Annotated in this window: 25 protein-coding genes and 1 other annotated feature; of the genes, 16 read left to right on the forward strand and 9 right to left on the reverse strand. The window is 49.2% G+C overall.

What is annotated here, in order from left to right; genetic code table 11:
* The first annotated feature begins 21 nt into the window (after window positions 1-21).
* Window positions 22-1,512: an IS1182 family transposase gene (locus ACX1C1_RS17405; protein ID WP_458953438.1), complete on the forward strand. Its 1,491-nt coding sequence runs from the start codon at window positions 22-24 to the stop codon at window positions 1,510-1,512.
* Window positions 1,513-1,641: 129 nt separating this feature from the next.
* Here the strand turns inward: ACX1C1_RS17405 and ACX1C1_RS17410 are convergent, their stop codons facing one another.
* On the reverse strand, window positions 1,642-2,313 hold the full coding sequence (locus tag ACX1C1_RS17410; RefSeq protein ID WP_458953439.1) for a zinc metallopeptidase: 672 nt from the start codon (window positions 2,311-2,313) through the stop codon (window positions 1,642-1,644).
* A gap of 33 nt (window positions 2,314-2,346) precedes the next feature.
* On the reverse strand, window positions 2,347-2,778 hold the full coding sequence (locus tag ACX1C1_RS17415) for a MerR family transcriptional regulator (protein WP_458957711.1): 432 nt from the start codon (window positions 2,776-2,778) through the stop codon (window positions 2,347-2,349).
* A gap of 542 nt (window positions 2,779-3,320) precedes the next feature.
* Between ACX1C1_RS17415 and ACX1C1_RS17420 the strand changes: the two genes are divergently transcribed.
* From ACX1C1_RS17420 to ACX1C1_RS17430, 3 genes are read left to right on the forward strand one after another with little or no spacing between them, the layout of a single operon-like run.
* The gene (locus tag ACX1C1_RS17420; RefSeq protein WP_458953440.1) at window positions 3,321-4,685 is read left to right on the forward strand and encodes an ammonium transporter; all 1,365 of its coding nucleotides are present in this window, start codon (window positions 3,321-3,323) and stop codon (window positions 4,683-4,685) included.
* A 40-nt stretch (window positions 4,686-4,725) separates the two neighbouring features.
* The gene (locus ACX1C1_RS17425) at window positions 4,726-5,793 is read left to right on the forward strand and encodes a DUF294 nucleotidyltransferase-like domain-containing protein (protein WP_458953441.1); all 1,068 of its coding nucleotides are present in this window, start codon (window positions 4,726-4,728) and stop codon (window positions 5,791-5,793) included.
* 18 nt (window positions 5,794-5,811) lie between these two features.
* Window positions 5,812-6,546, forward strand: coding sequence for an exonuclease domain-containing protein (locus tag ACX1C1_RS17430; RefSeq protein ID WP_458953442.1), 735 nt, complete (start codon window positions 5,812-5,814; stop codon window positions 6,544-6,546).
* Here ACX1C1_RS17430 and ACX1C1_RS17435 read toward each other — a convergent pair.
* Together ACX1C1_RS17435 and ACX1C1_RS17440 are read right to left on the reverse strand one after the other, a co-directional pair.
* Window positions 6,532-6,963 carry a M67 family metallopeptidase gene (locus tag ACX1C1_RS17435; protein WP_458953443.1) on the reverse strand — a complete coding sequence of 144 codons (432 nt, stop codon included), beginning with the start codon at window positions 6,961-6,963 and terminating at the stop codon, window positions 6,532-6,534. The two genes, ACX1C1_RS17430 and ACX1C1_RS17435, sit on opposite strands and share 15 nt — an antisense overlap.
* Window positions 6,964-6,995: 32 nt before the next feature.
* Entirely contained in the window at window positions 6,996-8,225 is a 1,230-nt protein-coding gene (locus ACX1C1_RS17440) for an MFS transporter (RefSeq protein WP_458953444.1), read from the reverse strand.
* A 154-nt stretch (window positions 8,226-8,379) separates the two neighbouring features.
* On the opposite strand from ACX1C1_RS17440, the gene ACX1C1_RS17445 reads away from it, so the two are divergent.
* On the forward strand, window positions 8,380-8,952 hold the full coding sequence (locus ACX1C1_RS17445) for a TlpA family protein disulfide reductase (protein WP_458953445.1): 573 nt from the start codon (window positions 8,380-8,382) through the stop codon (window positions 8,950-8,952).
* A 118-nt stretch (window positions 8,953-9,070) separates the two neighbouring features.
* Here the strand turns inward: ACX1C1_RS17445 and cimA are convergent, their stop codons facing one another.
* Window positions 9,071-10,690, reverse strand: a complete 1,620-nt coding sequence (gene cimA / locus ACX1C1_RS17450) for a citramalate synthase (RefSeq protein WP_458953446.1) — start codon at window positions 10,688-10,690, stop codon at window positions 9,071-9,073.
* A gap of 184 nt (window positions 10,691-10,874) precedes the next feature.
* Here cimA and ACX1C1_RS17455 point away from each other — a divergent pair, with 184 nt between their 5' ends.
* From ACX1C1_RS17455 to ACX1C1_RS17465, 3 genes are all read left to right on the forward strand, one after another.
* On the forward strand, window positions 10,875-12,161 hold the full coding sequence (locus tag ACX1C1_RS17455) for a DNA polymerase IV (protein WP_458953447.1): 1,287 nt from the start codon (window positions 10,875-10,877) through the stop codon (window positions 12,159-12,161).
* 85 nt (window positions 12,162-12,246) lie between these two features.
* The gene (locus tag ACX1C1_RS17460; protein WP_458953448.1) at window positions 12,247-12,489 is read left to right on the forward strand and encodes a ferredoxin; all 243 of its coding nucleotides are present in this window, start codon (window positions 12,247-12,249) and stop codon (window positions 12,487-12,489) included.
* A 53-nt stretch (window positions 12,490-12,542) separates the two neighbouring features.
* On the forward strand, window positions 12,543-14,054 hold the full coding sequence (locus tag ACX1C1_RS17465; RefSeq protein ID WP_458953449.1) for a L,D-transpeptidase: 1,512 nt from the start codon (window positions 12,543-12,545) through the stop codon (window positions 14,052-14,054).
* A 6-nt stretch (window positions 14,055-14,060) separates the two neighbouring features.
* Here the strand turns inward: ACX1C1_RS17465 and ACX1C1_RS17470 are convergent, their stop codons facing one another.
* Entirely contained in the window at window positions 14,061-14,201 is a 141-nt protein-coding gene (locus ACX1C1_RS17470; protein ID WP_458953450.1) for a hypothetical protein, read from the reverse strand.
* 178 nt (window positions 14,202-14,379) lie between these two features.
* Here ACX1C1_RS17470 and ACX1C1_RS17475 point away from each other — a divergent pair, with 178 nt between their 5' ends.
* The 5 genes from ACX1C1_RS17475 (at window position 14,380) to ACX1C1_RS17495 (ending at window position 19,612) form a co-directional block, all read left to right on the forward strand.
* Window positions 14,380-15,477, forward strand: a complete 1,098-nt coding sequence (locus ACX1C1_RS17475; protein ID WP_458953451.1) for a quinone-dependent dihydroorotate dehydrogenase — start codon at window positions 14,380-14,382, stop codon at window positions 15,475-15,477.
* 17 nt (window positions 15,478-15,494) lie between these two features.
* Entirely contained in the window at window positions 15,495-16,298 is an 804-nt protein-coding gene (locus tag ACX1C1_RS17480) for a GTP pyrophosphokinase (protein ID WP_458953452.1), read from the forward strand.
* 87 nt (window positions 16,299-16,385) lie between these two features.
* Window positions 16,386-17,978, forward strand: a complete 1,593-nt coding sequence (locus tag ACX1C1_RS17485; RefSeq protein ID WP_458953453.1) for an RsmB/NOP family class I SAM-dependent RNA methyltransferase — start codon at window positions 16,386-16,388, stop codon at window positions 17,976-17,978.
* A 1-nt stretch (window position 17,979) separates the two neighbouring features.
* On the forward strand, window positions 17,980-18,756 hold the full coding sequence (locus tag ACX1C1_RS17490) for a pseudouridine synthase (protein ID WP_458953454.1): 777 nt from the start codon (window positions 17,980-17,982) through the stop codon (window positions 18,754-18,756).
* A gap of 52 nt (window positions 18,757-18,808) precedes the next feature.
* Window positions 18,809-19,612, forward strand: a complete 804-nt coding sequence (locus ACX1C1_RS17495; RefSeq protein ID WP_458953455.1) for a Cof-type HAD-IIB family hydrolase — start codon at window positions 18,809-18,811, stop codon at window positions 19,610-19,612.
* 61 nt (window positions 19,613-19,673) lie between these two features.
* Here the strand turns inward: ACX1C1_RS17495 and ACX1C1_RS17500 are convergent, their stop codons facing one another.
* A complete protein-coding gene (locus tag ACX1C1_RS17500; protein WP_308100243.1) occupies window positions 19,674-19,766 on the reverse strand; it encodes a YjcZ family sporulation protein in 93 nt (30 codons plus the stop codon).
* Between the two features lie 158 nt (window positions 19,767-19,924).
* On the reverse strand, window positions 19,925-21,685 hold the full coding sequence (locus tag ACX1C1_RS17505) for a DEAD/DEAH box helicase (protein WP_458953456.1): 1,761 nt from the start codon (window positions 21,683-21,685) through the stop codon (window positions 19,925-19,927).
* A 123-nt stretch (window positions 21,686-21,808) separates the two neighbouring features.
* Here ACX1C1_RS17505 and ACX1C1_RS17510 point away from each other — a divergent pair, with 123 nt between their 5' ends.
* The 3 genes from ACX1C1_RS17510 to leuS all read left to right on the forward strand — a co-directional run bounded on the left by ACX1C1_RS17510 (window position 21,809) and on the right by leuS (window position 25,184).
* Complete coding sequence (locus ACX1C1_RS17510; protein WP_458953457.1) at window positions 21,809-22,006, forward strand: YwbE family protein; 198 nt, start codon at window positions 21,809-21,811, stop codon at window positions 22,004-22,006.
* Window positions 22,007-22,037: 31 nt separating this feature from the next.
* The gene (locus ACX1C1_RS17515) at window positions 22,038-22,379 is read left to right on the forward strand and encodes a hypothetical protein (RefSeq protein ID WP_458953458.1); all 342 of its coding nucleotides are present in this window, start codon (window positions 22,038-22,040) and stop codon (window positions 22,377-22,379) included.
* Between the two features lie 74 nt (window positions 22,380-22,453).
* Window positions 22,454-22,681: a binding site (T-box leader), on the forward strand.
* Window positions 22,682-22,742: 61 nt separating this feature from the next.
* Window positions 22,743-25,184, forward strand: a complete 2,442-nt coding sequence (leuS, locus tag ACX1C1_RS17520; protein WP_458953459.1) for a leucine--tRNA ligase — start codon at window positions 22,743-22,745, stop codon at window positions 25,182-25,184.
* Window positions 25,185-25,275: 91 nt separating this feature from the next.
* Here leuS and comER read toward each other — a convergent pair whose 3' ends face one another.
* Window positions 25,276-26,115, reverse strand: coding sequence for a late competence protein ComER (comER, locus tag ACX1C1_RS17525; RefSeq protein WP_458953460.1), 840 nt, complete (start codon window positions 26,113-26,115; stop codon window positions 25,276-25,278).
* Window positions 26,116-26,151: the final 36 nt, after the last annotated feature.

Below are 26,151 nucleotides of genomic sequence, written 5' to 3' on the forward strand. Positions count from 1 at the left end.
AATAATCCTGAGGTGAAAAAAATGTTACAACTTAACAAACAACAAACGCTGTCTTTTCACAGCGAGTTATATAAGCTCATACCCCAAGATCATTTACTCATTCGAATTCATCAACTCATCGATTTTTCTTTTATTCTTGAATTTGTCCAAGAGCAATATAACCTGTATTATGGCCGGCGAGCGAAAGATCCCGAGATGTTATTTCGGTTGATCTTTATTCAAAAATTATACAACCTCTCCGACGAGAGAGTTATTGAAGAAACCAAAGTAAATCTGGCGTACAAGTGGTTTATAGGTTTAAACCCAGAAGATCCTTTGCCGGACCCTTCGCTGCTTTCTCTCTTTCGTGTCCATAAAATCGGGGCTGGTGAGGTTGAAAATCTTCTAACTGAGGTCGTCAAACAATGCGTAGAAAAGGGACTTGTGAAATCATCGGCTATTCTTGTCGACGCGACGCATACCCATTCCAAATATGAAGCCTCCAAGCCTCTTCAAGTACTTAAACAAGCTGCTAATCGTTTGCGACGTGCGGTTAAAAAGCACAATGGGAACCTACTGAAGCAGTTGCCAAAAATGCCTGAATTTGAAGGGGAAACGAGGGAGAAAGAAAAACAGGCGCTTGTTTACCTAGCGCATCTAGGTGAGACCGTAGAGCAACTCCTTCCTGATGCTGAGGGTTCCTTGATGTCGCGTTTAGAGGAAACGAAGAAAATTGTGACCGACGAGCGGTTATTAGCTTGGAAAGGCGTACAGTCGGCGATTGATCCCGACGCTCGATTTGGCTGGAAAAGCGCCACAACTTCATTTTTTGGTTACAAAGAAAGCATCGCGATGACAGAGGACGGAATTATTACGGCCATGAAAGTCGAGCCCGGAAATGCAAGTGATCCTAAAGCATTCCCTGATCTGTTGAAGCATACCACCGAAACAGGGCTTGTTGTAAAAGAAGTGCTAGCCGATAGAGCCTACGGTAGTTTTACAAACCTCAAACTTCTCGCGAAGGACGAAATAACCCCTACCATTAAGTTAAATGAAATGATGCTATATGGGCATCAGGACGAGCAAAGAGAGAAGTTTGTTTACCACAAAGACAGTGAATCAGTGGAATGTCCAGCAGGGCATCACAGTAATCGTAAAGCAAAGATGGGTCGTAAAAACGGAAACGAATGCCAGCGGCTTACTTTCTTCTTTGATGTAGAGAAATGCAAGGGTTGTCCACTTCAAGAAGGCTGCTACAAACCAGGGTCTAGCTCAAAAACGTACTCCGTTCCTATTGTACCTGAGTTCAAACGGAAAGCAGTCGAGTATCACGAGTCCGAAGCCTTTAAGCTACGCTACCGGATGAGGTACAAAATTGAACAGAAGAACCATGAATTAAAAAACCATCATGGCCTGGCGATTTCACAGTATAGCCGAGGTCTTCTTGGCATGCGAATACAAGCTGTATTAACGGCAATTGCCGTAAATGCGAAACGAATGGTGAAGTTGGCGGAGCCCAAAGTGGCCCTTTAAGGGACACATCCCCGATCCCATTAAACCATAAATGCCAAAAAGTCGTTGTTTTGTTGCTCGAGGCAACAAAACAACGACTTTTTCAGTGCTCTCCCCGAGGGGAAGGCCTTTTACGTCGTTCGGATTACTTTATTCGCGATTCTGTGTGAACATCAGGATGTAACGAATAAGCTCTAGTAAGGAAAGTAATGCGGCTGCGACATACGTAAGCGCTGCTGCGTTCAGAACCTTGCCTACGCCTTTTGCTTCTTCGCGATGTACGAAACCTTCGGTCAGCATTAAGCTGCGTGCTCTGTTGCTTGCGTTAAACTCTACAGGGAGAGTGATGAGCTGAAAAGCTACAGCAACCGAGAAGAAGATAATGCCAAGTCCGATCAGACCGAATGCATTAAAGATGAATCCGCCGATCAATAGAAATGGCGCAATACCGGATGCGAAGTTGACGACTGGGAAAATCCGATGTCTAGCGACAAGGAACGGATAACTAACCGAATGCTGAATGGCGTGTCCGACCTCGTGACAGGCTACTGAGATCGCGGAAATTGAATTCTCATAATAGACTGGCTCTGACAATCGAACGACGCGGTGAATCGGGTCGTAATGATCGCTTAGCGTGCCTGGTACTGGTTCGATAGGGATGTGGTGAAGACCATTATTATCGAGCATACGCCTTGCGGCTTGGTATCCGGTAAGGCCGCTGCTAGCAGGTACCTGTGCCCACTTCTTGAATGTCCCCTTGACTCGGAACTGCGCCCATATTGTGAGGGCGAAAGCTGCGATAATCAACGCGTACATAAACATAATTCATTCCTCCAAGTGAATGTAAATGATCCGTTACATGAGAGAGCTCTTGTTCATTAGCAACATAAGAGCTTCGATGCAAGCCGCTGTCTGAGGCATGATGGTCGTATAGAGCCTGCCGGCCTTGCGTGGACCGAGTTGATTGATGACGGGCTCCAGTTCCTTCACCTCGCGTTCAAGCTGGGACAGATGATGTTGAATCTCAGATAGCTTGAGCGTTAGCTGCTCATCAGCCGAAACTTTGCTCCAGTTGTCTAAGCTTGCCTTAATCTCATCTAACGTATATTTATCTTTTTTCATCTGCTCAATACGTTCAAGACGCTGCAAGGTTTCATCGCCATAAAGCCTGTAATTCTTTTCGGATCGTCCAGAGGCTTCAATTAAACCGAGAGACGTATAGTAATCAATTGTACGTGAGCTTGTCTGAGCCAGCTTAGCAAGTTCTCCGATCCGGTATAACCTCATCTCCATTATGATTCACCGTCCTATAAGATCTATATTCTATGATAATAGCAAAACAACCATACAGTCAAACGTTAGGCTTTGAAAGGTTTCGACAGAAGTGGAGAATTGTCTCTATATGAGGTTGTTCAAAAAGTACGCATACCATCGCGAATTACTCCAAGTAGTAAACTCGGTATCTAATCTTGAACTGAACTCAGACATATGGGCTGGAGTGATGTTAGATTCTGTTGTAACGGGAACGTTCGACACAATTCGACCGACTTTCTACTATACATCTAGAGGAGATCTAGTATGACAACTACTATGACATTGGTAGGATAAGATAGATTTATATGCAAAATGCGAAGGATCATGTCTTCAATTGCCTTGTTTTATTGAAAATATCGATAAAATCTTAACGTTCGTGTCAGCTTTTATGCCGAACGTTAGATTTTTTTAGAATTTTACCAAAAAGGTTATTGTCAAATCGAAGTCTACTGTCTATAATGACATTAAGTCTTTCGTCACATGTTACGAAACATAACATTAAAGGAGTGGTCGTATTGTTTAAGAAGACGTTTCTTGCGCTAGGGTTAATGACTATTTTGTTTCCGGTAGTGGCATTCGCTGAGGATCCATCCGGAGCAACGCTGAACATGGGACTTAACTCCCTGTGGATCATGTTAGCATTCATTCTCGTATTATTGATGCAAGGTGGATTTATCCTTCTTGAAGCCGGTTCTACTCGAATGAAAAATGCTGGTCACGTAGCTGGTAAAACAATCTTCACAGTTGGTCTTGCGGCACTTATCTATTGGGCATTCGGTTATGGTATTGCATTCGGTGGCGATAGCGGCTTAAGCCAATTTATCGGATGGGGCGATTTCTTCTTCGATCCACAACTGGCTGCTGCTGAAGGCGATAATTACCCAAGCGGCGTATTCTTCCTCTTCCAATTGGCATTTGCGGCGATTTCTTTGTCCATCGCATGGGGCGGATTCGCAGAACGTGCTAAATTGTCTTCCTACATTGTATTCACACTGTTCTTCATCGGTTTGATCTACCCTATCGTTGCTCACTGGATCTGGGGCGGCGGCTGGTTGGCTGAAGACGGAGCACAAGACTTCGCAGGTTCGACGGTTGTTCACTTAACGGGTGCGCTTGCTGCATTCGCGGCGACTGTATTGCTGAAACCGCGTATCGGCAAATTCAACAAAGACGGCTCCGCAAACGAAATTCTGGGACACAACCAAGTATTCACAGCATTGTCCGTATTGCTTCTGTGGGTAGGTTGGTTCGGCTTTAACGCTGGTTCGACTGTTGCAATCGGCGACGGATTCTTCACTTATGTTGCATTCACGACGATGCTTGGCGCTGGCGCTGGCGGCGTAGCTGCACTGTTGATCTCTTGGGCAGTAACAGGCAAAGCTGACATCACTTCGATGCTTAATGGTACACTCGCTGGTCTTGTAGCGATCACGGCTTCTTGCGCATTCGTTGATCCTTGGGCAGCAGTTGTAATCGGTCTGGTTGCAGGTGTACTAGTATTCTACAGCGTTAAAATGTTCGAAAAATTGAAAGTTGACGATCCGATCTACGCGCTGTCCGTTCACGGTATGGCTGGTATCTGGGGTACGCTTGCTAATGGTATCTTCGCAACACAAGCACTTGCCGATAAAGTAGGTATCGGTACTGGCGGTCTTATCGATACAGGCAGCTGGAAACAATTGTGGGTACAGTTCGAATCCGTTGTAGTCGTTGGCGCATTCGTACTGGCTGCTTCCTTCCTTGTACTTGGCGTGATGAAGATGATCATGGGCTTCCGTGTGACGGAAGAGCAAGAAATCATCGGTCTTGACTTGAGCGAGCATGGCGCATATGGTTACCCTGAGCAATTGAAAAAACCAGGTCAAACTTTCGAAGGTTAATAGATAGAATTTACGGTTGACCGAAGGGGGAGAGCGGCGCATGGGTGATCCAGCACGTTCGCAACACTTCAAACAGATTGGGGCTGCCGATCGAGTGGAAGGGTTGCGATGCTTGCGAGATCAGATACACGAGCAGATGGAAGCCCTTCTCCCTGCACGACCGGTCGAACAATTGAATGAACAATTGAACGAGATGCATGACGCCTTGATCACCAAGGCGATCATGCTCTCCGAAGCGGACATGGCACGGATGGGGAAAGGGTCTCCCCCCGTGCCTTATGCCTATTTATTGTTCGGCAGCGGCGGACGGAAGGAACAGACATTGTCCAGTGATCAAGACAGTGGTTTGGTCTATCAGGATCCGGAAGAAAACGGAGAAGCGGTCAAAGCTTATTTTCTCGAATTATGTCATCTGATCGTTAATAATTTAATTCTTATCGGTTATCCACCATGCGAAGGCAAGGTGCTTAGCGATAATCCGGACTGGTGTTGTTCATTATCCGAGTGGCGAACGAAGCTTGAGGGCTGGTTTAGAGAACCTGCTTGGGAATCAGTCCGATATTTGCTCATTATCGCCGACGGGCGTTGTGTCTACGGCGATGAGAATCTAGGAAACGCACTTAAAGATATTTTTTATTCCGACACCCTAAATCATCCCGATATCATTCGGCGCATGATCGAGAATACGATGAGACATAAGGTGCTTGTTGGTGTTTTCGGTCAATTATTGAAAGAGAGATACGGCGAAGATGCAGGTAGTCTTGATATCAAATACGGAGCGTATATTCCGATGGTTAATTCTATCCGAATGATGGCTATTGGTGCGAGTATTCGAGAAACGTCAACGCTTGACCGTATTCGCAAGCTCACGGATATTGGCAAACTGTCGGTAGCTGATGGCAACCAATATGAGCAAGCTTTTCGATTTATTTTGCGATTGAGGTTAATGACGACGGAACAGTTCGAAGGCGGTTTGTACGCTAATAACGGCAAGCTGCACAGCAAGAAGCTGTCCAAGGAAATGACGGATGAGCTCAAGAGCAGTCTTCGCCAAGGCAAACGTCTACAACGTGCTGTGTATAAACAGACAATTGGACGGCTTATGTAAGGTAAGGCGGTGGTAACCATGAAGGAGCAAAAAGGCGTTGGCCGTATGTGGAGTTTGTACAAAATGGGAGGAGTCACGCCTGCCATCGCGTCCATGTTAGGTTCGCAAAACGCGCAACAAATGGCGTTTATTCGTAATGCCAATCGCGAGCAACGCAAACAATCGTTACTGGAGACGCCTCTCAAAGAGCTGGAGGTCGTTGTATTCGATTTGGAGACAACCGGCTTCTATCCAAACAATGGCGATGAGATTATTTCGTTTGGTGCCGTTGTAGTAAGGGGTGGAGAGCTGTGCGAGACAGAGACTTTCTACAGCTTGGTCAACCCCAAACGTTCTATTCCACGATCGATCGTAGAATTGACTGGCATAACAAATGAGATGGTGCAGGACGCGCCTGATTTGATGACGGTACTGCATGACTTCATGGCATTTGTTGGACGCAGGCTGCTTGTCGCCCATGCATCGGGTCATGACAAGCAGTTTCTCAATGCGGCATTATGGCGTACCTCCAAAGTGAATTTGAACCATCGTGTCCTCGATACCATGATGATTGCGAAGTGGCTGGAGCCCAAACGTGAAGGTTATGGGCTAGACGAGTTACTGATTAGTAGTGGCGTCCCCATCACGGTACGACATCATGCACTTGAAGATTCGTTGATGACCGCAAAGCTTTGGCTCCGATATTTGGAGCGTATTCTGGAGAGAAATGTATTCACGTTAGGGGACTTATATGCTTATCTAAGCAAGCATTAACGGAATAGGTACGAATTGATCCTGTACGAAAGTATAGGTCATAACCTCTGGATATCGCGTATCCGCCAGCGAAACAATACAATAAATCAATCCTGATTGTGGCAACCAACCTTCGTGATCTCTTGTTGACGGAGCAGCCGCGGACCGGGGATGAGAATGGTAGTAACCGACAAGAAGTTGTCGGTTTTTTTGTATGGAGAAATAGGCCTTGGTCCATTCTTCGGGGTCAAAGGCAAAGGCATGCTGCGGTGCGGGATGGATATTGCGGATCGGAATGACTATATCTGCAGAGTCCGAATGCTCTCCACGCACAATCAGACCACAAGCCTCATGCGGCAATTGTAGTCTGCAGCTCGTCATCATAGTATGAAAAGTATGCGGGGTGATCACAAGTTGGTTCGGTACATGTGCGTTCATATCACTAGTATACCGCGCGCAGCGTACGTCTGTTAAGTCTTACCTTGCTTCTGAGGCGGGTGTATCCACATCATGACAGCAAGAAACAGACACGCGCTAAGGATCGTTAAAATAATGAACAGCCAGGTAACCGATTGATCCGCTAACCAGCTAAATAATGGCGGTCCCGCCGCTACACCTAGAAAACGCAGACTGTTGTATAGCGATGTAACCATCCCTCGATATGTACGATCGACGGAACCGGTTATTAGCGTATTCAGGCAAGGCAAGAGGAGGCCGGTGCCTATACTGCTGGCCGTAATGAAAGCAATGAGCCAAACGAAGCTGGTATGCCAGATGGATGCGGCGGTAAGTGAAAGTGTCATAAAGGCGATACCAGTTAACATGAAGGTACGGATTCGGTCTTTTGACCGTTTGAGAGACTTACCAGTTAAATATGCTGTTATGACAAGACCTAGAAGAGGGATTGCGAGCAATCCGCCTTTGGCGACGCCATCGATGGAGATAGGAGGCTTCTCGGCTTTGTCCGAAAGATAAAACAAGATGCCGAATAAAATAAACAATCCAAGCGAGCCGGATGTATAAGATGTAATTAACCACTTGCCTTGCTGAGCATAAATCGCTTTGAGTCCTTTCCAATATGATTTGAATGGTAAGGGCTTTTCTTTGTGTTCGGGTTCCTTGATCAGCCACAACACAGCACAAAATGCGCCTGCGCAGAACAGTGGAAACGCAAAGAATGGCGCATACCATGTCCACATGCCAAGCAAGGAGCCGAGGATGGGGCTTATGACTTTGCCAGCTCCGTTGGAAGCCTCGATTAGTCCTAACGCTTCGCTCTCGTCCCCGTCCTTATATAAATCGCCGACAAGTGCCATCGCAATAGGCGCAGTACCGGCAGCGGCTAATCCCTGAAGTGCGCGGGCTGCGATTAGGATGCCGTAAGAGTCCCAGACGGCACCCATCCCGGCTAGCACGCCAGCGCCGCCGTAAATGGCAAGTGCAGGCAAGATGACGGCTTTCCGTTTCATTCTATCGGCCAAATAACCAATGATCGGTATGAACAAGCCGGCTGCTACGGAGAATATAGTAATAACGAAGCTGGATTGCAGCTCGCTTAATGACATGGCTTGAGCCATGTCCGGCAGGATAGGAACCAGCATAGAATTGCCAAGTACAAGCACAAGGGGAACGGTCGCAAATGCGGCATATTGCAGCCATGGGGATTGTGAAGCTTTCGATGGTGACGCGGTTGTTGCCATAGCTGCTCCTCCGAGCGTCACAACAGTATTGTCCGATAATGGACGGTTATGACGGATTTATGGATAATCTGCCCATTGCCTTGAGCTTCCATACTTCGCATGATACGATGGGGGATATGACAGCGATGACAGCGAGGAAGAAAGAGGGTTACGCATGCGGAAAATGACGGCATGGTTTGCGATTGCGTTTATCTGCGCCGGTCTTGGGATATTTCAGTACATGCAGCAAAATGCGGACGCTGCGGCGGATGTCGTTTCGCCAAACGGCTTCAAACCGAAAGCTGGATATACTTCCGTGCCGATTTCATTGCCAGGCATGGACGATACCGCATATACGGTGGCAGGTGTTTCATCTGATGGATCAGATGGAAAGCTTATATTCGTCAATTTCTGGGCTTCCTGGTGCGGACCGTGTGAGATGGAAGCGGCGGACTTGCAGAAGCTTCATGAACAATACGGCGACGTTATGACGATGTACGGCGTGAATTCTACCAATTATGACAAAGAACGTTCTGCACGAGAATTTGTTGAGGAGCATGGACTTACGTTCCCGATGCTTATGGATCGTGAAGGTGCGGTAACAAAGCAGTATAAGGTGAATACGTTCCCGACGAGTTTCTTGATAGATGGCGAGGGGGTCATCAGAGAGCGGATTAATGGCGTGATCACAATTGGAGAATGGGAACGGTTAATCCAGAAATGGACGAAGTCCGAACAAAAGCAATAGATTGAAGTAAGCTCATTGAAGTAAACTCGAAATCAGATTCTGAGGACAAAAAAAGCAGTTGGCAGGAATGGAGTATAGACTCCTTGCGCCAGCTGCTTTTTTTGTTTGCGTGCGTTTATTAATGATTGACGAGTCCAAGCCGTTCTCCGCTATCGGACTCGGAGGACTGCTCTCCGGTCTTGGCCATATGAAGCAGGGCATATCGGATGCTGTCAAGCAGTGCTTCCCAGCTGGCTTCGATGACATTGCTGGATACACCAACTGTGCTCCACGTATTATCTAGCCCGGTGGACTCTACGAGCACACGAACCTTCGCGGCCGTCGTATCCTTCTCATCGATGACGCGCACCTTGTAATCGGTCAGATAAATCTGTTCGATACGAGGGAAGAATTGAACAAGCGCTTTGCGCATGGCATTGTCCAGCGCATTGACGGGGCCATTGCCTTCTGCTGCGGTATGCACGATCTCGCCGCCTACGTTAATTTTGACGATGGCTTCGCAAATCATGTTGCCGTTAGACTTCTCCATATGGATCTTAAAGGAATCGACCTTAAAGATTTCGACGTTGTCCGTAAAGGCATCCCGCAACAGAAGCTCGAGAGAGGCGTCAGCACCTTCGAATTGATAGCCTTGATGCTCCAAATCTTTAATTTGTTCCATAATTTGTTTGGTCTTGTCGTTGTTTGAGGTTACATCGAGACCAAGCTCTGCCGCCTTGGATATGATATTGCTTTGTCCGGCTAGCTCGGAAACAAGAATACGCTGCTTGTTGCCTACCAGCTCCGGCGCGATATGCTCATATGTCTTGGAATCCTTCATGATTGCGGATACATGGATGCCGCCTTTATGTGCGAACGCTGCATTTCCGACAAAGGCTTGACCAACTGGCATATGAACGTTAGCAATTTCGCTGACGTAACGAGCAGTTCCAGTCAACAGTCGAAGCTTCTCATCCGGGATGCAGACATAACCTAGCTTAAGCTGCAGATTCGGAATGATGGAGCAAAGGTTGGCATTGCCGCAACGTTCACCATATCCATTTATCGTTCCTTGTACCTGGCGAGCTCCCGCTTGGATGGCGGCTATAGAGTTTGCCACTGCAAGCTCGCAATCGTTATGTGTATGAATGCCAATCGGAGTCGCAAGCTCAGCATTGACACGCGATACGATCTCATAAATCTCGCCGGGCATTGTACCGCCGTTGGTGTCGCACAATACAAGCCAGTCCGCTCCGCCTTCTTGCGCCTTCTTAAGCGCGGAGATCGCATACTCGGGGTTGTTCTTGTAGCCGTCAAAAAAATGCTCGGCATCGTACATAGCTTCCATCCCATGGCGCTTCAGGAGGGCGAAGGAGTCATAGATCATGGCTAAATTTTCTTCCAACGTCGTCTGGAGTGCCGTGTGAACGTGGAAATCCCACGCCTTGCCTACAAGTGTGGCCGCAGGCACACCGGATTCGATGATCCGCAGAAGGCTTGCATCATGTTCCGCGATGCTGTTCTTGCGGCGCGTGCTGCCGAACGCAGTTAATTTGGCTGTGAGGTTCATCGATTTGACGCGCTGGAAAAATTCGATATCTTTGCTGTTGCTTCCTGGATTGCCGCCTTCAATATAGTGAACGCCTAAGGCGTCTAACTTCTGTGCAATCTTCAGCTTGTCGTCAGCAGATAAGCTGATCCCTTCTCCTTGCGTGCCATCACGCAGCGTCGTGTCAAAGATAGATATTTGTGCAGACATTTGTTGTGGCGCCTCCTTCACAGACCCTCTGATGAATTCATAATACATGATTATAACACTTTATCATTTTAAAGTAGAGAGGAAACTTCGCTTTTGTTGTGATTATTGACTTGAATCTTGCCTAATTATATGCTGAGGACATGAGAGGTACAACCTCATTCTTCACAGTTAGGAGGTTATGCGAATGAGCGGCGTCGATGAATATTATCCCACCAAAGGCAGAGTCATCATCCACTTGGACATGAATGCCTTCTATTGTTCTGTGCACGAAGCGGAGGAGCCTGACGTATATAAAGGTAAAGCGACTGCTGTCTCAGGCAGCATTGAGCAACGCAAAGGCATCGTCGTGACCTGCTCCTACGCAGCCCGCGCAAAGGGTGTCCGGACAGGGATGACCGTGCGCCAAGCGGTTAGGTTATGTCCCGAGCTCCTGTTAATCAAACCTGACTTTCACTTATATCGAAAGTATTCAAGAGGATTCATGGCCATCGCCCGTGCTTATACACCTATGGTCGAATCGGTCTCCATTGACGAATGTTATATGGATATAACGGGCTCCAGGCTGATGGGCTCGCCTCTCGAGATAGCAGAGTCACTGCAGCGCCGCATATTATCCGAATGGTCGATCCCATGCTCAATAGGCATCGCGCCGAATAAGCTGCTCGCCAAAATGGCATCCGATATGAAGAAGCCGAGTGGTCTGACTGTTCTGCGAATCCGTGACGTGCCGAAGCTGCTCTGGGGTCATCCTTGCCAGACATTATTCGGTGTCGGAGGGAAAACGGCGACTAAGCTGGAGAAGCTGAATATCCGTACGATTGGCGAGCTTGCTGCGGCAGACGAAGGGATGCTGACCAGACAGTTCGGCACTGTGGGCTCATGGATGAAAGCAGCGGCACATGGTATCGATCATTCGCCTGTTAATCCGAACCGTGAGGCGAATAAGTCTATCGGCCATACGACGACATTGCCGCAGGACTTAACGAAGCAGGAGGATGTTTTTCGTGTATTGCTTAATTTGGCGGATCAGACAGGTCGCAGGCTTCGCAGACAGAAGATGGTTGCTTCTACCGTACAAATTACAATTCGAAGGCCGGATATGACTACGATTACGCGCTCGCACACCGTTCAGGCGCCAATCCAATCAACGGATGATATTACAAGAGAAGCACGCAGCCTGTTCGTCAAACATTGGAGGGAAGGCGAACCGATCCGTCTACTAGGCGTCACGCTCCAGAATTTATCACCGCTAGACGAGTCGGCTCTGCAATTGGATCTGTTCAACTACGAGGAACAGCCTCGCAAGGAGTCATTGACGAAAGTGATGGACGCGCTAAGGGACAAATTCGGAGAGGATGCAGTCCTGACGGCGGGTATGCTTGGCGATGATCCATCTTCCTTAATTCGGAACAAACGAATTCGCGGGACATCCTTGCAAAAAGACGATGGTTTGTTATATATTGATGAGTGAAGGAAACGAGCCACACCGGCGTGTTCGTATAAGAATTGGGTAGGTAGGATCGGATTCATCCGTAATTTATAAGGAGGGAAAAACCATGGCTAAGTTTACATGGGTAGAGAAAGACACTTGTATCGCTTGCGGTGCTTGCGGAGCAACAGCTCCTGACATTTATGATTATGACGACGAAGGTTTGGCTGAGGTTATTTTCCAAGGCGACTGCAATAAAGGGAACACCGAGATTCCGGAAGATATGTACGATGATCTGCAGGACGCTTGCGACGGCTGTCCAACAGATTCCATCAAAATTGCCGACGAACCTTTTAACGCAGAAGGTTAATTATATCAGGATTATGAAGCTCTTCGCGCATGATGTGCGGGGAGCTTTTTTTTATGGGAAACTGCCCTCCAAGATCAGGAAACAATTGCCGATATATTCGAATATACGCCAGTTATTCGGCGATCGAATATATGGACGGGGGCAATAGAGTGGAAGATCCGAATGTAACGAATCCTGAAGACGTTATATATTTGAAGCATTTTGTGAAGCAACATCCCGGTAATAAAATGGGCTGGTACCTCCTCGGCAAACATTATCGGCAGGTTGGCAAAGAAGGTAAAGCGAATTATTGTTTCATCCAGGCAGGAGATATCTATGATGCATTCGAGCAAGAAAGCCATCCGCTTGTCATCACACAAGAGCAACTTAGTGAGCTTAGGGCATGGGGGAAGAAAGAAAAGCGCAAACGGCTTGCTCGCAATGTAGTTGTGATCGCGCTTCCGCTGCTCTTGCTGGTTCTGCTTATGCCATCGCTCGAGATCAAGAAGAACGTACCAACCGGCGGAGCTTCGCAGGTGGTAGTCCATTCTTCTCCGAAGTTAGGCGTCATTATGGTTCCCCGCAAGGAGAAGCTGCCGGCTGGTTATGCTTTTGGCGAGGTATTGAAGAGCGGACAACAGGCACCTTCGGCGGTCGTGGCTGTTCATATGGAAGAGAAATCAGGCTGGAAGCAATGGAACGGTAATACTCGCTTGCTCATGGAGATGAATCGCGGTGAACGCAGCTCGCAATACGATGTCATGATGCTGGATCGGGATACATGCGTTTGTGAACCGGCAGATTCTAAGCCTGTCGCTTCCCGTTACGCTCAGTGGCGGCAAGAGCAGGAGCTGCACTGGACGTTGTCTAGTGCAATCATGCAATTTAGACGTATATACGGCAAATGGCCAGAGTCGCTGGACTCGCTTGTTCGTCCTTATCCGAATAACATCTTGTCTGGTGAGGACGAAAGAATGAAGGCGCTTTTTGCTCCCTTGCTCGATAAGATCAAGAAGTCGGTGGCGTCATCCGGGGAGATAAACGTGCAATCCGGCACGACCACCACCCCATCTGCCCCAGATGAGAAACCTGGTCCAGCGTCGGCAGCTTCTATTGGTTCGAACGGGCTTTACGACCCTAATTGGAGCAAACCGCTGGAAATCGTCGTGGATGTATCCAATCATACGCTTGCCGTTGTGCACAATGGATTGATCGTGAGGGGGTATCGGGTTGGGCTCGGCGGAGAGAAGACACCGGAAGGCAGTTTCTTTATTAGCGAGAAGGTACGGGATCCGAATGGCGGTGAAAGTATATTTGGTACAAGAGGGATGACGCTGTCTAATACGCTGTACGCTATTCATGGAACAGACGATCCGGACAGCATCGGGAAGGACGAGTCGCTTGGCTGCATACGGATGGGACAAGAGGATGTAGAAGAGTTATTTGATCTAGTACCGCTTGGAACGCCTGTGCATATCAAAAACGGGACACTCCCGCCCGATGCCAAGACGCCGCAGGAACGATTCCGGCTAACGCCTAAGCAGGACGAAAGTAATCCCGCGAAGGTTTATAAATGGCTTGCATAAGTACGCTTAAGAGAAGACGATGAGCAAAACGGATACTGCTACGATAACGGCAACAACGATGGATCCGATCCATACAAGCGCCTTTTTGTTCACTTCTTCCTTCGGTTTTACTTTCATTGTTGCTGGTTTGCGTTTGGCTGCGCCCATGAGAATCAACCTTTCTAAATTAAATTCATCTATGCTTGTATTGTAATCGTTTTCTATCTCGGTCGCAATACAATCGAAGGAAAGAGCGTGCCGCATGACTGCGTCAAGCTCTTTTCTTTTTGTCTCAAAACGGATAAACTGTCTGATAGAGCATAAACCGCGGAACGGAGTGAACGTCTTGCTTTATTCATCATTGCTGAAACCAATTTTATTCAAAATGGATCCGGAGAAAGCACATCATCTCGTTATAGACGGGATGGCTGCAGGAGGTAAGGTGCCTGGCTTTACCTCTCTCCTGAACGGAATGTACGGTGTAACACCGCCAAAGGAGCTTAAATCGGATATACTGGGTATCTCGTTCCCGCATCCAATCGGGCTTGCGGCCGGACTTGACAAAAACGGCGTGGCCGCAGATGGCTTCTCCAGCATCGGTTTCGGCTTTGCCGAAGTGGGAACCGTTACCCCTAAAGGACAGATTGGCAACCCGCAGCCGAGGTTGTTCCGACTACCTCCCGACGAAGCGCTCATCAATCGGATGGGTTTCAACAATTACGGAGCGGATGCGATGGCAGCTTCGCTGGCGCGGCGCAAGATCCATCGGATTCCGATTGCGGTTAATATCGGGAAAAACAAGGACACGCCAAATGAGCTGGCACATGAGGATTATCAAGCTTGTATACGGAAGCTGTACGACTACGGAGATTTCTTTGTGGTTAACATCAGCTCGCCTAACACGCAAGGCTTAAGAGACTTGCAGCATGGGGACGAGCTTAAGAAGCTGCTTGAAGCCGTCATGCAAGAGATGAATACCCAAGCGAAGACACGAGGCGCTGCCGTCAAGAAGGTGTTTGTCAAGATTGCGCCAGACATGTCAGAGGATCAATTGACACATACGGTGTCTACGATTATGGACAGTGAAATATCGGGTATTATCGCTACGAACACGACGCTATCGCGTGATGGCTTGGCCCATCAAAATGCTGGAGAGGCTGGAGGCTTGAGCGGACGACCGCTCACTCAGCGTTCTACAGAAGTAATTGCTGCTGTATATCGGCAGACCGGCGGCAAATTACCTATTATAGGATCAGGCGGCATCTTTACGGCGCAGGATGCATACGATAAGATTCGCGCAGGAGCTTCGCTCGTTGAGATTTATACAGCTTTTATATATAAAGGACCAGCATTGCTGCGCGAGCTGACAAGCGGACTTGTCGAATGCTTGCGCAAGGACGGCTACCGCAACATTGCCGAAGCAGTAGGCGCAGATCATCGTTAGAAACAGGAGGCGGCCGGATGGACGGTAGAGACTGGAGTTTATTTCTACAGCCATATGAACAAGCGGTTGAGGAATTAAAGGTAAAATTCAAAACGATGCGCGTAGAGCTTAAGATCAGAGAAGCTTATGCGCCCATTGAATTCGTAACGGGCAGGGTGAAACGGATTTCGAGCATTCTTGAGAAGGCACGGCGGTTAGGCGTTGCGTCGGATCGACTCGAAGAAGGTATCGAGGATATTGCGGGCATTCGGATTATGTGCCAATTTGTTGATGATATCCATCGAGTAGCTGCGCTCATCCGTGGCCGGAAGGATTTAGAGCTCGTATATGAGAAGGATTACATTACGAATTACAAGGACAGCGGATATCGAAGCTACCATATCATCGTTCGTTATCCCGTGCAGACTGCGCTCGGCTATAAACATGTCCTGGCCGAGATTCAGATTCGTACACTGGCGATGAATTTCTGGGCGACGATCGAACATTCGCTTAACTATAAATTTAAGGAAAGTTTGCCTGAGGATGTGCGCGGCAGGCTCAAGAAAGCGGCAGAGGCAGCTTTCTTGCTGGACACCGAAATGACAAGCATTCGCAAAGAAATCCTAGATGCGCAGACGGAATTCGAGGAGCAATCCAATTCGGTATCACGAGTGCTTAGCGGCATTCAGGATCTCTACTTCTACCACCGGGTGAGGGAAGCGGCCCAGTTCCAGATTAAGTTCAACGAGCTGTTCGAGCAGCAAGACTATCCCGCTCTACATGCGCTGTCCGTTGATATCGGTGTTGCAATTTCGAAGGCCAAGAAAAACAATCAGTCTTAAATGGTTAAAGATCAACCTCCAGTATCGCCGCTTGGCGGGGCTGGGGGTTGTTCTATCACGTTCCGAAGATAGCAGGGGGAAGGCGTCATGAAGATCGAATTGCCGATACGTTTTGTGGACAAGATGAGGGATTTGTTAGGCGATGAGTTCGATGCGTTTATGGCTTCGTACGCATTGCCGCGAGCGTTTGGACTTCGTATTAACCCTCTTAAGCTGACAGCGACCGAATGGGGAGAAATATCCTTCCTTCGAGATGGTCTCAGACCAATTCCATGGACACGGGAAGGGTTCTATTATGCGGAGGATGAACGCCCAGGCAAACATCCTTATTATCATGCAGGCATGTATTATATCCAGGAACCGAGCGCCATGTTACCGGCCGAATTGCTTGACGTCCAGCCAGGACATAGAGTCCTTGATCTTTGCGCTGCCCCTGGCGGTAAGACGACACAGCTAGCTGGAAAGTTAGCAGGCCAAGGTGTACTGGTTACGAATGATAATGCGAAGGAGCGAACGAAGGCACTCGCCAAAAACGTGGAGCTAGCTGGCGTCCGAAATGCGATCGTGTTGAACGAAGAGCCTGCAGCAATTGCTAAAGTCTTCACCCATTGGTTCGACCGAATTCTGATCGACGCCCCTTGTTCAGGTGAAGGGATGTTCCGCAAGGACGACTCCATGATCGGGGATTGGGAGAAACATTCGGTACAGAAGTGCAGCGCGATGCAGAAGGATATCTTAATTCACGCCGCTACAATGCTTGCTCCGGGCGGCTTGATGCTGTATTCGACATGTACATTCTCCCCGGAGGAGAACGAGACTCAAATTGCGAAGTTTCTGGCCGAGCATCCCGACTTTGCCATTGAACCAATCTTGCAAGTCAACGGGATCACCGGCGGTCGCCCAGAGTGGATCTATGATGAAACCGCAAAGTTGGCAGGGGATACGATCGTAGCAAGTCTAGCCGGGGCCGCCAGACTTTGGCCTCATCTAGCAGCGGGAGAAGGTCATTTTGTCGCCTTGCTGCGCAAGCAAGGTGAAGGTCTGCAGGAGAAGCTTGATTGTCATTCGTCACAAGATGATCAAATCCTGAGAAGCGCTCGAAATCGATCAGAACAAGCTAATGCTAGAAGGATTGGCAGGGGCAAAGAAAAAGATAGAGAAAAAGGATTTAAAGGCCGAGAAAACCATTCGTCCAGGAATGTTATCGAAATCAGCCCGCTGGAGCTGTGGATGCAATTTATGAACGAACAGCTATGCTTTAAGCCTGAAGCCGCTGCTATGATACAAGACTACGTCCTAGTCCATTATGGTGAACGCATTTATTTGCAACCAAACGGAGTACCCTCGCTTGAAGGTCTTAAGGTTGTTCGTGCAGGCTGGTACGTAGGGGAGGCGAAACGGAATCGCTTTGTACCTTCTCAGGCGCTTGCGCTGGGACTTCGCGGATATGAGAGCGTTCGTTCTCTGGAGTTGAATATGGCTGATCATGAAGAAAGCGATCGTTATTTGCGGGGCGAAACTTTGTTTGTGAACGATGAGAGAATGGTATTGTCAGAGGTTGCAGCGGGCAAACGTAATGGATATGTGCTTGTCTGCGTCTCCGGACACCCTATCGGCTGGGGCAAATATGGGAGCGGTACGCTCAAGAACGAGCTTTCGCCGGGATGGAGGAGGATTTAGGATGGCAGACAAGTTAAGAATTGATAAGCTTCTAGCCAATATGGGTCATGGCACCAGAAGCGAGATTAAGAAGGCGGTTAAGAATGGCAAAGTGTCTGTCGACGGGATCACCGTCAAGGATAGCGGCATGATTGTTGATCCTTCTATACAAGCTGTCTCCTTCGAAGGAGAAGTTGTTTCTTACAAAAGCGTCGTATATATCATGCTTAATAAGCCGTCCGGTGTTGTGTCCGCAACGGAGGATAATAGAGATCGAACTGTCGTGGATCTATTACGTCCAGAAGACCGTTTATTGGAGCCGTTCCCTGTAGGCAGATTGGACAAGGATACTGTGGGACTTCTGCTATTGACGAATGATGGCGTGCTCGCTCATGAGCTGTTGTCCCCCCGCAAACATGTAGACAAGACGTACGAAGCGCTGGTGCTGGGTAAAGTTGATGAAACCGATGTCGAAGCGTTCCACTCCGGTGTAACATTAGACGATGGTTACGTTACAATGCCTTCCGAGCTTCATATTATTGAGGTTAAAGCGATGGAAAACGTTGCTGATGACGAAGAAAACGGTGAGTCATCACTTATTCGATTGACGATCCGTGAAGGGAAATTTCATCAAGTGAAGCGAATGTTTCAATCCGTAGGTAAACGCGTATTGACCTTAAAACGACTATCGATGGGCCCGCTCAAGCTGGATGAATCGCTTGCCGAAGGCGCCTACAGAGAGCTGACTGGCGTTGAGGTTGAGCTTCTAAAAGCGCACCGAGGCACAAGTCGAACTTGAACATGGGGCTAGGCTATGTAGCAAATCGAAAGAGACGAGATGGAGGCAAGGCATGACATTGCAATATGATTTGGTGGCACTTGACGTTGACGGAACGCTGCTAACCGACGGACATACACTGCCTGAACAGGTGAAGGCTGCAGTACGGGATTGTGCATTACAAGGCGCGGAGATCGTCTTATGTACGGGGAGAGGGCCGATTGGCGCATTTCCTGTCCTTGAAGAGCTGGGCTTGAACGGAACTTTGATTACTCATAACGGAGCAGCAACAGTTGAATTTGCGGATAGGTCCATTTTGTTTCAATTTGATATAGCGAGCGATTTGCTTCATCCTTATCTGGCATATTGTCGTGAGAATGGTGTTCACTTCGATCTGAATACCGCGTACGAAATGATGGTGGAAGGGATAACGGAGTCTGCGGCAGAGATGTATGAACATCACAAAGCGATACCTACTATGCTCGAGCGCGATCAGAAGCTTCCCGAAGGATTGCTCAAGTTGTCGGTTTTCGGGACGAAAGCGGAGATCGACGCTGTGCAAGCGGATTGGGAACGTGCGCAGATGAATCTTCAATTGATTCGAAGCGGAGATTTGTTTATCGATATCCAGCATCCGGGGGCGAGCAAAGGCGGCGCCCTGCGGAGACTGGCTGAGGAGCGCGGCATTCCGAGCGAACGCATCATTGCGATCGGCAATTATTATAACGATATCTCAATGCTGGAATTTGCGGGTCTTGGTATCGCGATGGGGAATTCACCCGTCGGAGTCAAAGAACGTGCCGACCTTGTGATTGGCACGAATAACGAGGGCAGTGTCGCTGACGCTTTGAGGGAGTATGTCATCCTTGCACCATAAACAGAGAAACCGCCGGAGCTGCTCGCTCCGGCGGTTTCTGCGATATTGGTGCAAGATTTGTTTAGTACCAGAAAGTCTTCGTTATGACGACCAGCAGTATAAACAGAACCAGGATTACACCTGCCGACGAGTAGCCTCCATGCACACCAGACATGCTATTGCCTCCTAAAAAACGATTACCGATAGGGAAGGCTGTTATAAAACTGCGGAAATCCGACAATCGGCATACTCTATACTATGAATTCGTCCAATAATTGGATTGGACATTCGTCTAGTATCGGCCTGAAATGGGCCATTCAAGATCATATCAAATTATCTGCCGCGTCCGCGTGGACCGCCAGAACGTCCTCCGGAGCCGCCTGGTCTGCTCTGGCCGCGGCTGCCGCCACGACTGCTCGTATTTGAACCGGATGTTCTCGCTCCGCTGCTGCGTTTCGCAGCATCATCAGAACGACCTCGTCCGCCGTTTGTGGCGCTGCTTGACCCGCTGCGGCCTCTCGGGCTGCCAGTGTTATCATTACGCCGTCCGTGAGAGCTGGCGTTGCGACCTGCATCGCTGCGTTTGCCGCCTTCGTTGCCGGTCTCCCAAGGATTGGAGTTAGCTGACTCGGGAGCTCCCGAATTAGCAGTCGCATGACTGCGTTTGTTTCCTCGCTCGTCGGCACTAAAGCGGCTAACGCGGCCGCTCACCGCGGCGTCATCTGAATTTCTGCGACCAGCACGTCCCTCGGAGGCACTGCGTGTTTCGTTCTTACCAGCAGATGCGCGTCGATCGTTGCCGCCGCGGCCACGACCGCCGTTCTGATCGCTTCTGCCGCCACGACCGCGACCACCGCGCTCCGCTTTCTCGCCGCGTCCAGCTCCGCGTGAACCTCCGCGTCCGCCAGCACCTCGTTCGCCGCTTCCTGTACGCTCAGGGCGGGTCGACTTGCTGTGATCCACAGCCGATACAACGCCTTCGCTGTCGATGGAGCGATGCTCTAGACGTGCTTGTATGCCTTTCTCGATCAACACGAGCTTCGAGCCGTCATATGGTGTAGCGAGCGTAATCGCCATCCCTTTGTGACCAGCTCGTCCTGTACGACCGATGCGATGAATATAAATTTCGGCGTCTTGCGGCACATCGAAATTATAGACATGCGTAACCCCTTCTACGTCGAGGCCGCGAGCGGCAACGTCTGTGGCGACCAGCATCTGCAGCTTTGCATCACGGAATCGCTTCATCACTTGCTCACGCTTCGCTTGAGTCAGATCGCCATGCAGCTCGTCACTCTCGAAGCCGTGATCCTGCAACGCCTGATTCAGCTTCTTGGCGCGTACCTTTGTACGGCAGAAGATAACGGCAAGATATGGACGATGTTGCTCGATCAGGTGAATAAGAGCATCTTGTTTGCCGCGATCCGATGTATTGATGACAACCTGACGGATATTATCGAGCGTAACGTTGGCGCTCCGGATCTGAACATCTTCAGGCGCATTCATGTATTCGCTTGCGAGTTTGCGGATAGCATCCGGCATCGTTGCGGAGAATAACATCGTTTGGCGCGCGCGAGGCGTCTGCACGATGATGCTCTCTACTTCAGGCAAGAAGCCCATGTGCAGCATCTGATCGGCTTCGTCCAGCACGAGCATCGACAACTTGCCGAGATTAATCGTGCCGCGTTTCATATGATCGATCAATCGGCCAGGTGTAGCCACAACAATATGCGGCGCACGCTGCAGCTTGCGAATTTGGGCATCGACGTCTTGACCGCCGTAAGCGGCAAGTACATTTGCTCCGACGACAGGAGCAAGCTTCTTGATCTCAGCAGTAATTTGGATCGCTAACTCACGAGTTGGCGTCAGTATCAACGCTTGCACCTGTTCCTTGGTTACATTGACACGTTGAAGCATAGGCAAGGCGAACGCTAGCGTTTTTCCTGTGCCCGTCTGCGCTTGCGCGATAACATCCTTATTTTGTAGAAGCATCGGGATAGTTTGACGCTGTACAGGCGTCGGAGAGGCGATGCCGTTTTCCTTTAATAGATCGGTAAGCTCTGACGTGATGCCGAGAGCGCCAAATGACATAGACATATTCCGTAATTCCTCATTTCATTGATTCGTATGATGCCTAGTATAACAGTTTGGGGAGCTAAGTGCATCTTGCATCTTACTGTGTTAAAATATTGCCCAACATCTAAGAAACGGGGTATGAGCATGGATGGAACGATCCGTGCCTCGGTGAGACCGGGGCTCGAAGTGAATATCGTACTGAAGCAGGATCAGAAAACAGGTAAACTGACTAAGGGCATTGTCCAATCGCTGCTGACAAACTCTCCGAGCCACCCTCATGGTATAAAGGTAAGGTTAGCAGACGGACAGGTAGGGAGAGTCAAACAAATCTTGTCTTCGTAGCGCGCGGTGGCAGGCAGGGAGGAACGAGAACGTGGCATTCGGCATTACACGACACGAAATGAACGAGTGGAAAGCTGCCGTTGCTCGCGGTGAAATCGCATTTATTACCCATTATTGGCTGGATCCTAGGTTTCCTTGGATGACAACCGTCACCAAAGTGGGCTGTGCAGATCTTGACAAGCTGTCGCGCTGGTGCGAGGTAAACGGTCTTCATCCGCAATATATACATGCACGTGATCAATATCCGCATTTTGACTTGATTGGTCCCAAGCAAGTGGAGATATTAAAGCGTGAACAGTTATTTCAACAGTTGGAGCGCTTTCGGCTTCATGATGGACAACGAATGGATGGTTCTGTCCACAATCACAACTAATCAGGGTAGTCTCCGTCGCTGCGCTTGACACTAGCGCCATCGTCCTTATATAATTTGGTTTAATTGATTTTCTATAAGAAGTGTTGAAGAGGAATAGTACTTGCGGATGCAGGGATTAGAGAGCCGGCGGTTGGTGAAAGCCGGACCTTGTATGCAGGGAAGCTCGCCTTGGAGCTGCGATGTCGCCGGAATTGCGATAAACGCCGATTCGTCCGCGTTAAGGACCTCAAGTGAGCGAACGGCAAAGAATGCCGCTCGTTAACTAGGGTGGTACCACGGGAGAATAACCTCTCGTCCCTAGCGTTAATCCGCTGGGGGCGAGAGGTTTTATTGTTTTTTCAGATCTAATTAGGAGGAAGTTATATGAGCCAAGAGCAACAGCGCCATGGGTATAATCCACTGGAGATTGAACCGAAGTGGCAACAATTCTGGGATGCGAACAAGACATTCCAAACAAAAGAAGAAAGTGGAAATCCGAAGTTTTATGCGCTGGATATGTTCCCTTATCCGTCAGGAGCGGGCTTGCACGTCGGCCATCCCGAAGGGTATACAGCAACAGATATCGTATCACGTTATAAGCGGATGAAAGGATTTAATGTTCTTCATCCTATGGGATGGGACGCATTTGGACTGCCAGCGGAGCAGCATGCGCTGGATACGGGACAACATCCTAGAGATATCACATTCAAAAATATCGATAATTTCCGCCGTCAGATCAAGTCTCTTGGATTCTCGTATGATTGGGACCGCGAATTCAGCACAACGGACCCCGATTATTACAAGTGGACGCAATGGATCTTTATTCAATTGTATAATCGCGGACTGGCTTATGTAGCCGAAGTTCCGGTTAACTGGTGCCCGGCGCTTGGCACGGTGCTTGCCAACGAAGAGGTCATCGACGGTAAGAGTGAACGTGGCGGTCATCCCGTTGTTCGCAAGCCAATGCGTCAATGGATTCTGAGAATTACGGAATATGCGGAACGTTTGCTTGAGGATCTAGAGGAGTTGGATTGGTCGGAGAGCATTAAGGATATGCAGCGCAACTGGATCGGCAAGTCAACTGGCGCCGAGGTTACCTTCGAGATTGAAGGTCAAGACGCTGCACTTGTCGTCTTCACAACCCGCCCAGACACGTTGTATGGAGCTACGTATTGCGTGCTTGCGCCCGAGCATGAATTAGTTGCCAAGATCGCGACGGCTGAGCAGATGGATGCGGTAGTCGCATATCAAGAAGCCGCGGCTCGCAAAAGCGATCTGGAGCGGACAGATCTTGCGAAAGAAAAGTCCGGCGTCTTCACAGGCGCATATGCGATTCATCCTGTCAGCGGAGAAAAAACGCCGATCTGGATTGCGGATTATGTGCTTGCAGGATATGGAACGGGTGCGATTATGGCCGTCCCGGGTCACGATACGCGCGACTGGGAATTCGCGAAGCAATTCGGTTTGCCGATTATTGAGGTTGTTTCTGGCGGAGATGTGGAGAAAGAGGCGTATACAGGCGACGGTCCGCATGTTAACTCTGACTTCTTGAACGGCTTGTCCAATGAAGCAGCGATCAAAGCCATGATCCAGCATTTGTCTGAGTCCGGTAAAGGTCAAGGAAAGGTAACATATCGTCTCCGCGACTGGTTGTTCAGCCGTCAACGCTACTGGGGTGAGCCAATTCCGATTCTCCATCTGGAGGATGGCACGATGAAGACAGTGCCTGAGGATCAGCTGCCGCTCTTGCTGCCGGATGTGGATGCCATCAAACCGTCCGGTACGGGTGAATCGCCGCTAGCTAACGTAACGGACTGGGTGAACACGGTTGATCCAGAGACAGGCATGAAGGCGCGCCGCGAGACGAATACGATGCCGCAATGGGCGGGAAGCTGCTGGTACTACCTTCGTTTCATCGATCCGAAGAACGACAAAGAGATCTGCTCGCCGGAGAAGCAGAAGGAATGGCTGCCTGTCGATTTGTATATCGGCGGCGCCGAGCATGCGGTGCTTCACCTGCTGTACGCGCGCTTCTGGCATAAGGTGTTGTACGATCTTGGCGTTGTTCATACGAAGGAGCCGTTCCACAAGCTGGTCAACCAAGGCATGATTCTGGGCACGAACAATGAAAAAATGTCCAAGTCGCGCGGCAATGTCATTAATCCTGATGATATAGTTGGCGAGTTCGGCGCGGATACGCTTCGTATGTACGAGATGTTTATGGGTCCGCTGGAAGCTACCAAGCCATGGAATACAAACGGCGTAGAGGGCACATATCGATTCCTGTCCCGCGTATGGCGTCTCTTCGTAAACGAAGATGGAGCCTTGAGCACGAAGTTGACGGACGGTGAGGAAACAAGCGATGCCTTCAAGCGCACTTGGCACCGTTCGATCAAGAAAGTAACCGAAGATTACGAGAATCTTCGATTCAATACCGTAATTAGTCAATTGATGATATTTGTAAATGAAGCCTACAAGACAGAGTCGCTTCCGGTTAGCGCAATGGCGCAATTCCTGCAGATGTTGTCCCCGATCGCGCCGCATATCACAGAAGAGCTGTGGGAGCGCATTGGCCGTACGGATAATATCAACTACGCCTCATGGCCAGAGCATGTCGAAGCTTGGACAATTGATCAGGAGGTAGAGATTGTCGTTCAAGTTAATGGCAAAATTGCCGATCGTGTATCCATTGCAGCCGACATGAATGAAGCTGACATGGAGACACTGGCTAAAGGTCTGGAGAAGGTGCAAGAGCTGATCGAGGGCAAGACTGTTCGTAAAGTAATCGCGGTCAAAGGCAAGCTCGTTAACATCGTTGCGAACTAAACGACGGATGCAGTCCGAGATAAACGGCGAGAGGTTATCGTATCGTATAACGCAAACCCGAAGAGGTGAGCGGACATTAGCTGAAGAACAGCTATTGTCCGTTCACCTCTTCGCCGTAGAATAAGGTCGAAACCTTGACAAGATCCTCTTGATATTTTTGATGCGTCGTCCGAATAAGTTGATTGAAAATACCGTCCGTCTCACGGTGCAGCAGCTTGAGTGCTTGTGCCGTAATACCGCCGGGGACTGCAACGCGCTGTTGAATGTTCTCCATGGTTAAGCCGCCTTCGGTTAGGAGGAGGGCTGTACCGAGCAACATGTTCGCAGCGACATCTTGTGCAGCTTGCCGGGGAATACCGGTTTCATCGACTGCAGCGTCGACGAATTGTTGGAGAAGGAAGGCAAAGAAAGCAGGCCCGCAGCTCGATAGATCCGATACGATCCGGGTGTAATCTTCTTCGATTCGAAGGGGCTGGCTAATATGAGCAAACAATGCCTCAATGTCTATTTGATCCCGCTCTTGAATTCTGGACCCGTAGATGCAGAGTGATGCGCCGCTCCATACCAAATTCGTAATGCTTGGGATGACTTTGGCCACCTTGCAGCATAGCTCACATTCCAGGTGCGAGACGAGTACGGGACTTGTAATCGAGATAACTATTTGGTTGGGTCTGAGAACGGCCTTGATATCCCTTACAACGTTTATGAATTCATGCGGTTTGATACACAAAAATACATAATCGGCTCCACGAGCAACATCTGAGTTGCTGTACTCGGCTCTCATACCTGGATATCTGTCGGCCAGCGCTTGCGCCTTTGCGTAGGTTCGATTGCTTACGACAATTTCGGTCGGTGTCAGCGCGCCTGACGCGACAAATGATTCGATCAGCAAGCTGCCCATGGAGCCCGTGCCGATAAATCCAACGTTCATGGTTAGCCCTCCTATGACGTCGATCCAATTAAGATG

Source organism: Paenibacillus sp. strain BS8-2 (assembly GCF_054483835.1).

Bases quoted from the DNA above. Each gene is read 5' to 3' on its own strand.
- ACX1C1_RS17460 (WP_458953448.1), top strand. From the start codon at position 12,247: ATGGCTAAGTTTACATGGGTAGAGAAAGACACTTGTATCGCTTGCGGT.
- cimA (WP_458953446.1), bottom strand. From the start codon at position 10,690: ATGTCTGCACAAATATCTATCTTTGACACGACGCTGCGTGATGGCACG.
- ACX1C1_RS17415 (WP_458957711.1), bottom strand. From the start codon at position 2,778: ATGAGGTTATACCGGATCGGAGAACTTGCTAAGCTGGCTCAGACAAGC.
- ACX1C1_RS17435 (WP_458953443.1), bottom strand. From the start codon at position 6,963: ATGAACGCACATGTACCGAACCAACTTGTGATCACCCCGCATACTTTT.
- ACX1C1_RS17505 (WP_458953456.1), bottom strand. From the start codon at position 21,685: ATGTCTATGTCATTTGGCGCTCTCGGCATCACGTCAGAGCTTACCGAT.
- ACX1C1_RS17405 (WP_458953438.1), top strand. From the start codon at position 22: ATGTTACAACTTAACAAACAACAAACGCTGTCTTTTCACAGCGAGTTA.
- ACX1C1_RS17445 (WP_458953445.1), top strand. From the start codon at position 8,380: ATGCGGAAAATGACGGCATGGTTTGCGATTGCGTTTATCTGCGCCGGT.
- ACX1C1_RS17410 (WP_458953439.1), bottom strand. From the start codon at position 2,313: ATGTTTATGTACGCGTTGATTATCGCAGCTTTCGCCCTCACAATATGG.
- comER (WP_458953460.1), bottom strand. From the start codon at position 26,115: ATGAACGTTGGATTTATCGGCACGGGCTCCATGGGCAGCTTGCTGATC.
- ACX1C1_RS17490 (WP_458953454.1), top strand. From the start codon at position 17,980: ATGGCAGACAAGTTAAGAATTGATAAGCTTCTAGCCAATATGGGTCAT.
- ACX1C1_RS17465 (WP_458953449.1), top strand. From the start codon at position 12,543: ATGGGAAACTGCCCTCCAAGATCAGGAAACAATTGCCGATATATTCGA.
- ACX1C1_RS17430 (WP_458953442.1), top strand. From the start codon at position 5,812: ATGAAGGAGCAAAAAGGCGTTGGCCGTATGTGGAGTTTGTACAAAATG.
- ACX1C1_RS17500 (WP_308100243.1), bottom strand. From the start codon at position 19,766: ATGTCTGGTGTGCATGGAGGCTACTCGTCGGCAGGTGTAATCCTGGTT.
- ACX1C1_RS17470 (WP_458953450.1), bottom strand. From the start codon at position 14,201: ATGGGCGCAGCCAAACGCAAACCAGCAACAATGAAAGTAAAACCGAAG.
- ACX1C1_RS17485 (WP_458953453.1), top strand. From the start codon at position 16,386: ATGAAGATCGAATTGCCGATACGTTTTGTGGACAAGATGAGGGATTTG.
- ACX1C1_RS17440 (WP_458953444.1), bottom strand. From the start codon at position 8,225: ATGGCAACAACCGCGTCACCATCGAAAGCTTCACAATCCCCATGGCTG.
- ACX1C1_RS17425 (WP_458953441.1), top strand. From the start codon at position 4,726: ATGGGTGATCCAGCACGTTCGCAACACTTCAAACAGATTGGGGCTGCC.
- ACX1C1_RS17510 (WP_458953457.1), top strand. From the start codon at position 21,809: ATGGATGGAACGATCCGTGCCTCGGTGAGACCGGGGCTCGAAGTGAAT.
- ACX1C1_RS17455 (WP_458953447.1), top strand. From the start codon at position 10,875: ATGAGCGGCGTCGATGAATATTATCCCACCAAAGGCAGAGTCATCATC.
- ACX1C1_RS17480 (WP_458953452.1), top strand. From the start codon at position 15,495: ATGGACGGTAGAGACTGGAGTTTATTTCTACAGCCATATGAACAAGCG.
- leuS (WP_458953459.1), top strand. From the start codon at position 22,743: ATGAGCCAAGAGCAACAGCGCCATGGGTATAATCCACTGGAGATTGAA.
- ACX1C1_RS17495 (WP_458953455.1), top strand. From the start codon at position 18,809: ATGACATTGCAATATGATTTGGTGGCACTTGACGTTGACGGAACGCTG.